The organism is Kitasatospora sp. NPDC127060, from assembly GCF_042724935.1.
GTDB lineage: Bacteria > Actinomycetota > Actinomycetes > Streptomycetales > Streptomycetaceae > Kitasatospora.
Genome location: NZ_JBHXEG010000060.1, coordinates 49,503 through 59,092, shown reverse-complemented (window position 1 = coordinate 59,092; position 9,590 = coordinate 49,503). Strand labels below are relative to the sequence as shown.

Below are 9,590 nucleotides of genomic sequence, written 5' to 3'. Positions count from 1 at the left end.
GCTTCCTACGCCCCTGGCTGACCTGGCGGTCCCGGATCTCGAAGTCCATTGCATCCCCTGAGCTGGGGTGTTGCAACGAACGCTAGAACCCAAGGGCTCTGGGGGCGGGGGGGAAAGGCGGACACCGCCGGGCCCTCGCTTTCGAGGGCCCGGCGGTGTCGTCGTTTCGGCGCTACGGCGTCAGGCGCGGCGGCCGCGCTTGCGGCGCGCGAGGTAGACCGCGCCGCCGCCGACGGCGAGCAGGGCGACGGCTGCGGCCGCGATCGGGCCGGTGTTGGAGTTGGCACCGGTCTCGGCCAGCGGCGGGCCGGAGACGCTGCTGGTGGCGCCGGCGACGGTGGTGCTGCCGGTGGCGTCGCTGGAGGTGGCCGAGGTGGCCGGGCCGGCCGGGGTGGTGGCGGTGCCGCCGGTGGGCTGGCCGCTCGGGGTGTCGCCGCCGACCGGCTGGCCGGTGGCCGGGTCCAGGATCAGGGTGGCCGGCTGCGGGTTCTTGAAGTCGAACATGCCCTCGATGGAGCCGGCGTGCTCGTCGAAGGAGTAGTCGCCGATCCGGCCGGTCTTCCAGTTGTCCTCGACGAAGCGCAGGATCGAGGTCTGGTCGGTCTGGGTGTGGTCGACGAAGTTGGCCTTGGCGTACGGCGAGGCCACCAGCAGCGGCAGGCGCGGGCCGAAGCCGCAGCGGTCGGCGTAGCCGCCCCAGCCGGCGTCCTTGCCGCACTGGCCGGTGCCGCTCAGGCTGTCGTTGGCGGCGTCGCGCGAGCCGTTGACCGGCTCGGCGAACTTGTGGTCGTACCAGCCGTCCGAGTCGTCGTAGGCGATGACGACGGCGGTGGAGGCCCAGTCCTTGGACTTCTGCAGCTTGTTGATGGTGTCGACGACGAAGTGCTGCTCGTCCAGCGGGTCCGAGTAACCGGCGTGGCCGTCCTGGTAGTTGGCGGCCTTGAGGTAGCTGACGGCCGGCAGGTTGCCGTGCTGGACGGCGGCGTCGAAGTCGGTCAGGTCGTACTGGTGGTTGGCCTGGCCGTCGTGGCCGATCTCGTCCACCGTCTTGGGCGCCAGGTGCTGCGGGTTCGCCGTGGACTTGTAGTACTGGAAGGGCTCGTGGTGCGGGTTGTAGTCGGTCTGCGGGGCGCCCACGATGTTGTTGTGCGTGGCGCCGCAGGCGGCCTTGCCGTCCTTGGTGCCGGTCGGCTTGAAGCCGCCCTGGAACCAGCCCCAGCTGACGCCCTTGTCGTTGAGCAGGTCGCCGATGTTCTTGCCGGTCATGACGAGCTGGTTGTGCGCCGGGTTGGAGCAGTCGTCGTAGCCCGGGTCGGGGTCGTTGATGACGGTGCCGATGCCCTTGGCGTCCGGGGAGGCGACCACGTAGGCGTCGGTGGTCTGCTTGCCGGTCTTCGGGTCGACCGGGTAGCCGCCGTGCAGCTGGCCCGAGACCAGGTTGAGCGCGCCGGGGGTGGAGGGCCCGTAGTTGGTACCGAAGGAGTTGTCGCTCATCGCGAAGCGCTGGGCGTAGTTCCAGAGGCCGGTGACGGTGTTCCCGTCGTAGTAGTCCATCACCAGGCCGGGCGCGGTGTACATCGGGGCCTTGCAGCTCTCGATGTCGGTGTGCTCGACGAACTTGTCCATCTTGCCGCCGTCGAAGGCGAGCTGCTCGTCCTTGTAGGTGTGGTCCTGGTCGCAGGTGACGGCCTGGGAGGGCGTCAGCCGCACCGGGTTGTTCCGGTTCGGGTTCTTGTGCAGCAGGTCGTCGCTGAGGCCGTCCACCTTCGGGGTGCCGGGCTTGGCGGTGAACTTCACCTTGTCGTCGGCGGTGTTGGCCGCGTTCGGGTAGGTGCCGAAGTAGTGGTCGAAGGAGACGTTCTCCTGGAATATCACCACCAGGTGCTTGATCGGGGTGGCGGTCTGGGGGCCGTCGGCGGCGAAGGCGGCGGGCGCGGTGCCGAAGGCGGTCAGCGAGGCCGCGCCGATCAGGCCGGCGCCGTAGCGGAGCCACCTGTTGCGGCTGGGAACTGCGTGCATGTCGGTTCCTCGGACGTCATCGTCATACGTGTCAAGTTGGGGCCGTGACGCGCGTAGCACGAGCGGCGCGGCGGCTAGACGCTAGAGCGTAGCGGTGAACACGGTTGACGAGTGCATGTGAACACGCGGTTAATCGCCGAGGTACGGAACTCTTCATCAGGGCTGCCGCCGGGCAGACAAGTCCGATGAATGTCGCTCGAATCAGGCCATTGCGGGACGACTTTCAGTGCTTTCCGGCCACATATGTCGCTTCCGTCCGGGCGGGGAGATGGAGACCGGGGACGGCGCGAAACCGTGGCCGAAGTCACCGCCGGCCGGCTGCCCGCGCCGGGGTCGCGGAGGGGCTGGCCGAGTCACCTGAGTCACCCGAGTCGTCTGAGTTGGCCGAGCCATCTGCGGAGCCGGAGCAGCCGGGCCCGCTCCGGGCAGCGCCCGGAGCGGGCCGCCACGACGGTCAGCGCACCCCGGGCGGCCGGCCGCCGGCTCAGGCGTAGATCGCGATCCGGGGCTCGACCGTCCCCCGGGCGGGCCCGTGGAGCGCGGTGAGCCGGTAGCTCTCGGTGAGGGTGTGGCCGGAGTGCAGGACGATCTTCGCCGGGACCAGCGCGGTGTACAGCGTGCCGGTCTGGCTGGCGAGCGGCACGGTGTGCCAGCGGCCGTCCGTGCCCCGCATCTCCAGCCGGAAGTCCGAGGTGCCCAGGAAGGGGCCCTGCTGGGGGGATACGAGCAGGATCTGCGGGGCGACGGTCTGATCCGTCGGGGTGTCGTTGCGGTAACGGAAGGTGAGCCGGTGCGGCGCGCGGTCGGTCGGCAGCGCGGAGTCGGGCAGGTCCACGAAGCGCACCGGTGCGGCGGCCGCACCGGAGGTGGCGGCTGCGGTGGCCGGGGGCGCGGAGGCCGCCTGCGCGGGCGCGCTGATCGCCGCGGCGGGCAGGACGGTGAGGGCGGCGACGGTCAGCACCAGAGCCCGACGGGGGATCGTCCTGGTCGGCATGGCGCCTCCTTCGGTCGAGGGGCGGCTGGGGGCCGGTGGCCCGGCGGACGGTGTCCGCGGGGCCACGGACGGTCGCCGGCCGGGCGGTTCGTACTCCACCACCTTGCACGTGCCCGGCGGATGGCGCATCCGCCGGGCACGTGCCCGCCCTCGGAGGTCAGCCCAGCGGGCGGCAGAGCAGCGCGTCCGGGACGCCGTACTCCAGCCGGCTCCAGGTGTCGGCGACGCCGGCCACGTACTCGCCGTCGGCGCACTGGCCCTTGTAGGAGCCGGGTGCCCAGTCACTGGCGGTGGAGCCGCCGGCGGCGGGTCGGTTGTCGCCGCGGTCGAACCAGACGGTGCGGCCGGCGGCGGGCAGGGAGGTGGCGGACGGGGCGCAGAGCAGGGCGGACATCGCGTTGCTGTGGACGCTGTAGCCCACCGCGAACGTGCTGTCCGGGCACTGGAGCTTGTCGTAGCCGGAGGCCCAGTCGCCTCCGGTGACGTAGCGCTGGTCGGTGACGGTCACCCAGTCGCCGACGCCGAAGGCGGGCTGCCCCGCGTCGGTGCACAGGCCGCGGCTGCTGCCGCGGCCGAGGCCGGCCAGGCGCTGGCCGTCCGGGCAGACGCCCTTGCGGTTGCCGGGGCTCCAGTCGGGCCGGGCCAGCATCCGGGCGGAGACGTTCTGGTCGCCGTGGTCGAGGTCGAGCATGTTCCAGCGGGTGACCGGTGCGACCTGGCCGGTGTACGAGGGCGCGTCGATCAGCTTGTGCCAGTCGGCGGCGCGCCAGTCGCCGGGGTCGTTGAGGCCGAGTTGCCGGCCGGCGCCGTCGTACGAGAGCAGCGCCCAGGTGTCGTTGGGGACACCGTTGTTCTGCCAGCCGACCAGCGGCCAGACGGCGAAGTCGGTGTCATTGGCGGCCAGGATGTCGGTGAAGCGGTCGAACCAGGCCTGCTCCTTGGCGTCGGTGGAGCCGCGCCCGCCGGCGCCGAACTCGCTGACCCAGACCGGGGCGGTGAAGTGCTGGCCGGACCGGGTGACGAACAGCGCCTCCTGGTCCACCACCTGGGCCAGCTGCTCGGGGGTGAAGTCCTCGTAGCGCGGGTCGGAGGTGGAGCCGGGGCCGCTGCCCGCGCCGGTGTTGGCCGGGCCGGTGTAGGCGTAGAAGTGGGCGGCGTAGACCAGCTTGTCGGAGCGGATCAGGGTGTTGGAGAGGGTCGCCACCGGGGTGAGCATCGGCCGGCCGTGGGAGAATCCGGCGGCGGGGATGCCGTACCAGTTGATGCCCTCCATGATGACCAGCAGGTCCGGGTCGGTCCGCAGGATCCGGTTTCCGGCCTCCTCGAAGGCGCCGTACTCGTCGTGGGCGTCGCCCAGGCCCCAGTTGGGGTCGTCCCAGGTGTCCCGGCGGACCTCGTTGCGCAGGTCCGCGCCGACGACCCGCTTGTTCGAGGCGTAGCGGTTCGCCATGAACACCCAGTCGTCCTCCCACTGCTGGGTGCTCTGGCCGCTGTTCCAGCGCTCGTTGCCGTCCAGGCCGCAGCAGAAGCGGTAGCTGGTGGTGTGGTTGTTGAGGATGACCGCGAAGCCGTCGGCGGTCAGCGCGGCGACCACGGCGTCGTAGACCTGGAGCGGGGTCCGGCCCTTGAGCTGCGGGTTGGCGGCGACGGCGACGTCCGGCACGGTAGTGGTGTCGTGGATCAGGGCGTTGGCGAACGGTAGCCGGACGGCGTTCAGGCCCAGGCCGTGGAAGCCCGCCAGGATCTGGCCGATCGGCGCCCGGTCCAGGCCGAGCGGGATGTCGTACGACACCTGGCCGGCCTGGTTGTCCGCCGGGTCGGTGGTCGAGCCACTGCCCTCCCAAGTGCCCTGGGCTCCTGCCCAGTTGCCGGCCTTGAGCTTGAACCGGTCGCCGTTGGCGTCGACGACGTAGCGCCCGCGGGTGCTCAGCGGGCCGGTCCAGGAGGCGGCCAATTGGGCGCCGCTGAGGACCGGTGTGGTGGTGGCGGTTGCCGCTTGCGCGGGTGGGGCGGTGCTCACGAGGGCGGCCAGCAGGGCCGCCACCGCGAGCACGGCGGTGCGGGCCTTACGGATGGGGATCACGGATGCTCCGGCGAGGGTGACAGGGGCAGGGATTGTCGACGGTACGTCAAAACAACTGTTCAGGACGAGAGTGCGGGCGGTGCGGGCTGGCTGGGCGCCCTTATGACAACGGCATTGACGTGAAACGAACCCACCGGTTTCATGGCTCGCACTTCCCCCGCCCCACCCCCACGCCCCCCACGAAGAAGGCGGTGACCCGTTGGCATCGACGGTGAAGGACGACACGGGCAACGGCCCGAGAACGGGTGCCGGCCACGGCGCCATGCACCGGTCCATCGGCCTGCTGGACGGCGCCGTCATCGCCGCCTCCAGCACGGCCGCCACCAGCAGCATCGGCATCGGCCTGGGCCTGATGGCAGGCGTCGTCGGCCTGCACCTGCCCGCGATCATGCTGCTGGCCTTCCTGCCCGTGCTCGCCATCGCGGGCGGCTACGGGCGGTTGAACGCGGTCGAACCCGACGCCGGCAGCAGCTACCGCTGGGTCGGCCGCACCCTCAGCCCCTGGCTGGGCTTCCTCACCGGCTGGGTGAACACCGTCGGCACGGTGGTCTTCATGGCCTACACCACCACCGTCACCGGCTCCGCGGTCATCCAACTCCTCGACCAGGCCCACCTGCGCAGCGTCGCGGGCCTGCGCCTGGACGCCGACTCCACCGTCCAGTGCACCCTGCTCGGCCTGGTCGTGCTGGTCGGTGCCGCCCTCGTCGCCGTCCGCGGACTCGACCTCGCCGCCCGGCTGCAGAAGGCGCTGCTGGTCTTCGAGTACGCGGTGCTGCTCGGCTTCTGCGGCTACGGGCTGTTCGCCGGCGACCAGCCGTTCTCCCTCCAGTGGTACAGCCCCTTCGACCTGCCCTCCTTCGACGCCGTGGCCCAGGGCATGGTGCTCGCGGTGTTCTGCTACTGGGGGTTCGAGTCGGTGTTCAGCGTCGGCGAGGAGGTGCGGGAGCCGCGCGACGCCTCCCGGGGCGGCTTCCTCGCCCTGGTGGTGATGATGCTGCTCTTCCTGCTCGCCGGGACGGCCTTCCAACGGGTGCTGCCGCTCGACGAGTTGGCCGACAACGGCGCCCACGGACTGACCTACTTCGGCACCACCCTGGCCCACCAGCCGCTCGCCGCACTGCCGTTGATCGCCCTGACCTTCTCCGCGGTGGCCTCGCTGCAGTCCTCGGTGATCCCGACCGCGCGCGGGATGTACGCGATGGGCCGCGACGGCGTGCTCGGCCCGGTCTGGACCAGGCTGCACCCCCGGCACACCACCCCCGCCGTCGGCACCCTGCTGATCACCGGCATCGCCGTGCTGCTCGCCCTCGCCTCGATCGCCATCCCCACCGTCAACGACCTGATCTCCGCCGCCGTCAACGCGATCGGCATCATCGTCGCCCTCTACTACGCGCTCACCGCCGTCGCCGCCGCCGTCCGCTTCCGCGGGCTGCTGCGGACCGACCCGTGGCAGGGGTTGCGCGCCGTGGTCGGCCCGCTGCTCGGCGCGGCCGCCCTGCTCGCCGTCGGCGGGTACCTGGCCTGGAGCTTCTACGACTCCACCGACCACTTCGAACTCTCCGCCGACAACGGCTGGTTCGAGCTGACGGTGGTGGCGATGATGATCGTCACCGGACTGCCCTCGGCGGCCTGGGCCCGCTGGCGGCGGCGCTCACCGTACTTCCTCGACCCGAGCGCCTGACCCACCCTCCCCCCTGAGCACCACCGAGAACGGAGCACCACCCATGACCGAGGCCGACCTGGTCTTCACCCACGGCCCCGTCCACACCGGCGACGCCGCCCGCACCCGGGCCACCGGCCTGGCCGTGACCGGCGAACGGATCACCGCGGTCGGACACGACGAGGTCCGCGAACTGATCGGACCGCGCACCGAGGTCGTGGACCTCACCGGCAAACTGCTGCTGCCGGGCTTCCAGGACGCCCACGTCCACGCGGTCTTCGGCGGCGTCGAGGCCGCCGCCTGCGACCTCACCGGCACCGTCGGCGTGACCGAGTACCTGGAGCGGATCCGCGCCTACGCCGAGGCCAACCCGGACCAGGAGTGGATCACCGGCAGCGGCTGGTCGCTGGAGAGCTTCGACGGCGGCCTGCCCACCCGGCAGCTGATCGACTCCGTCGTCCCGGACCGCCCGGTCTACCTCACCAACCGCGACCACCACGGCGCCTGGGCCAACACCCGGGCCCTCGAACTGGCCGGCCTCACCCGCGACACCCCCGACCCGGCCGACGGCCGGATCGAACGCGAACCCGACGGCACCCCCGCCGGCACCCTCCAGGAGGGCGCCACCGCCCTGGTCGCCCGGCTGGTGCCGCCGCCCACCGCCGCCCAGCGGCTGACCGGACTGCTCCGGGCCCAGCGGCTGCTGCACTCGCTCGGCATCACCGGCTGGCAGGACGCCCTGCTCGGCGAGTTCAACGGCCAGCCGGACCCCTCGGACGCCTACCTGGCCGCCGCCCACTCCGGCGCGCTGACCGCCCGGGTGACCGGCGCGCTCTGGTGGGACCGCGAGCGCGGCGCCGAGCAGATCCCCGAACTCGTCGCGCGGCGTGCCGAGTTGAGCCAAGGACGGTTTCGGGCCGGCTCGGTGAAGATCATGCAGGACGGCATCGCGGAGAACTTCACCGCCGCCATGACCAGCCCCTACCTGGACGCCTGCGGCTGCGCCACCGCCAACTCCGGCCTCAGCTTCGTCGATCCGGCCGCCCTGTGCGGATACGTCACCGAACTCGACGCCCTCGACTTCCAGGTGCACTTCCACGCGCTCGGCGACCGGGCCGTCCGCGAGGCCCTGGACGCCGTCGAGGCCGCCCGGGCGGCGAACGGCCGACGCGGCACCCGGCACCACCTCGCCCACCTCCAGGTGGTCCACCCGGACGACCTGACCCGCTTCGCCCGCCTCGGCGCGATCGCCAACATCCAGCCGCTGTGGGCCGCCCACGAGCCGCAGATGGACGAACTGACCATCCCCTTCCTCGGCCCCGAACGCGCCGCCCGGCAGTACCCCTTCGCCGCGCTCCAGCGCGCGGGCGCCACCCTGGCGGCGGGCAGCGACTGGCCGGTGAGCAGCCCGGACCCGCTCGCCGGACTCCACGTGGCCGTCAACCGGATGGAACCGGGCGCCACCGACGGCCGGGTCTTCCTGCCCGAGCAGCGCCTCGACCTGCCCTCCGCCCTCGCCGCGTACACCGCGGGCTCCGCCCACGTGAACGGCCACGACGGCGCCGGCACCCTCACGGTCGGGCACCTCGCCGACCTCGTCGTGCTGGACCGCGACATCCTCACCGGCGACCCGGAGGGGATCGCCGACGCCCGGGTGCTGCGCACCTACGTGGGCGGTGCGGCCGTGTACGTCGCCGAGTAGCCGGGCACCGCGCGCCCCATCGCTCCTCGACGCTGCCGCGGCCCGCTCAGCGCGTCGCCCCCGTCGCCCCCGTCGCCCCCGTCGCCCCCGTCGCGCCCGTCGCCACCGCCGCCGCGAGCCGGGCCGCGGCGGCGTCGAGGAGCAGGTCGAGGGCGTACGGGTAGCCGCTGCGGCGCATGTCGGTGGTGAGCAGGTGGGCGGTGGCGGCGATGTGGGGGTGGGTGGTGGCGTCGAGGCGGGCGTAGGAGGCCTGCCAGACCTGGAGGTCGGCGGTGGCCGCGGCGGCCGGGAGGGCGAGGGCGGCGGCGTCGAGGGCGGCGAAGCCGAGGCTCTGGTCGACGAAGGCGTGGTAGATGCCGACGGCCTCCGGATCGGGGAAGCCGGCCGTGCGCAGCACCCCGAGGATCCGCTCGACGGCGGCGGTCTCGTGGGTGCGGCCGGTGGTGCGGTGGGCGGCGAGCAGGGCGGCCTGGGGGTGGGCGAGGTAGGCGGAGTGGATCCGCAGGCCGATGGCGCGCAGGTCGGCGCGCCAGTCACCGGTGGGGCGCCAGCCGGCCTGGGCGCGGCCGATGAGTTCGTCGGCGATGGCCAGCAGCAGGTCGTCGGTGCTGTGGAAGTAGCGGTAGACGGCGCTGGGGTCCGCGCCGAGGGCGGCGCCGAGCCGTCGGACGGTGAGGGCGTCGGCGCGGTGCTGTTCGACCAGTCGCAGCGCGGTGTCGATGATCAGCTCCCGGGAGAGCACGACGCCCTGCTTGGTGGGGCGCCGCCGGCGGCGCTGGGGCTCGGGGACCACGCGTTCGCTCATGCCCCGCAGGTTATGTCAGCGGTGTTGACGGTGGACAGGGGCGTGCGCCGCCATTCGTGGCCGGTGGGCTCCGGGCGAACGTTGCTCCTGGGGCTGGTGGGTTGGAATGAATCGTGGACGGTTCTGTGCAGGCTGTGCCGAATTCCCGGGGCATTCGTAGTGCAGTTCGAGGTTCGGTCACCCTCCGTGGTCGAGCGGCTTTGTCGACATGGCGCCTGTTTCGTGTCAAGAGCGTGCCCGGAGTCGGATTCCCGCTGGTGGGGCCACCGCTGGGGTGACCATTCGTCAGGCAGGCCGTGGTGGATACGTCTGACAGGTCATCAAAGT

The 9,590-nt window shown here is 72.2% G+C and carries 6 protein-coding genes; 2 read left to right on the top strand and 4 right to left on the bottom strand.

Annotated features, from left to right (window positions below; translation table 11 throughout):
* Window positions 1-180 precede the first annotated feature (180 nt).
* The 3 genes from ACFWIS_RS28285 to ACFWIS_RS28275 form a co-directional block, all read right to left on the bottom strand.
* Entirely contained in the window at window positions 181-2,019 is a 1,839-nt protein-coding gene (locus ACFWIS_RS28285; protein ID WP_380460046.1) for a phospholipase C, read from the bottom strand.
* Between the two features lie 484 nt (window positions 2,020-2,503).
* Entirely contained in the window at window positions 2,504-3,013 is a 510-nt protein-coding gene (locus tag ACFWIS_RS28280; RefSeq protein WP_380460044.1) for a signal peptide protein, read from the bottom strand.
* A 157-nt stretch (window positions 3,014-3,170) separates the two neighbouring features.
* The gene (locus ACFWIS_RS28275; RefSeq protein ID WP_380460042.1) at window positions 3,171-5,096 is read right to left on the bottom strand and encodes a glycoside hydrolase family 5 protein; all 1,926 of its coding nucleotides are present in this window, start codon (window positions 5,094-5,096) and stop codon (window positions 3,171-3,173) included.
* A 262-nt stretch (window positions 5,097-5,358) separates the two neighbouring features.
* Between ACFWIS_RS28275 and ACFWIS_RS28270 the strand changes: the two genes are divergently transcribed.
* Complete coding sequence (locus ACFWIS_RS28270) at window positions 5,359-6,777, top strand: APC family permease (RefSeq protein WP_380460048.1); 1,419 nt, start codon at window positions 5,359-5,361, stop codon at window positions 6,775-6,777.
* A gap of 43 nt (window positions 6,778-6,820) precedes the next feature.
* The gene (locus tag ACFWIS_RS28265; RefSeq protein WP_380460040.1) at window positions 6,821-8,458 is read left to right on the top strand and encodes an amidohydrolase; all 1,638 of its coding nucleotides are present in this window, start codon (window positions 6,821-6,823) and stop codon (window positions 8,456-8,458) included.
* 46 nt (window positions 8,459-8,504) lie between these two features.
* On the opposite strand, the gene ACFWIS_RS28260 is transcribed toward ACFWIS_RS28265, so the two are convergent.
* Window positions 8,505-9,263 (bottom strand): TetR/AcrR family transcriptional regulator, encoded by a 759-nt coding sequence (locus ACFWIS_RS28260; protein ID WP_380460038.1) that lies wholly within the window; start codon window positions 9,261-9,263, stop codon window positions 8,505-8,507.
* Window positions 9,264-9,590: the final 327 nt, after the last annotated feature.

Coding starts and splice junctions, on each gene's coding strand:
- ACFWIS_RS28265 (WP_380460040.1), top strand. CDS start 6,821: ATGACCGAGGCCGACCTGGTCTTCACCCACGGCCCCGTCCACACCGGC.
- ACFWIS_RS28285 (WP_380460046.1), bottom strand. CDS start 2,019: ATGCACGCAGTTCCCAGCCGCAACAGGTGGCTCCGCTACGGCGCCGGC.
- ACFWIS_RS28280 (WP_380460044.1), bottom strand. CDS start 3,013: ATGCCGACCAGGACGATCCCCCGTCGGGCTCTGGTGCTGACCGTCGCC.
- ACFWIS_RS28270 (WP_380460048.1), top strand. CDS start 5,359: ATGCACCGGTCCATCGGCCTGCTGGACGGCGCCGTCATCGCCGCCTCC.
- ACFWIS_RS28260 (WP_380460038.1), bottom strand. CDS start 9,263: ATGAGCGAACGCGTGGTCCCCGAGCCCCAGCGCCGCCGGCGGCGCCCC.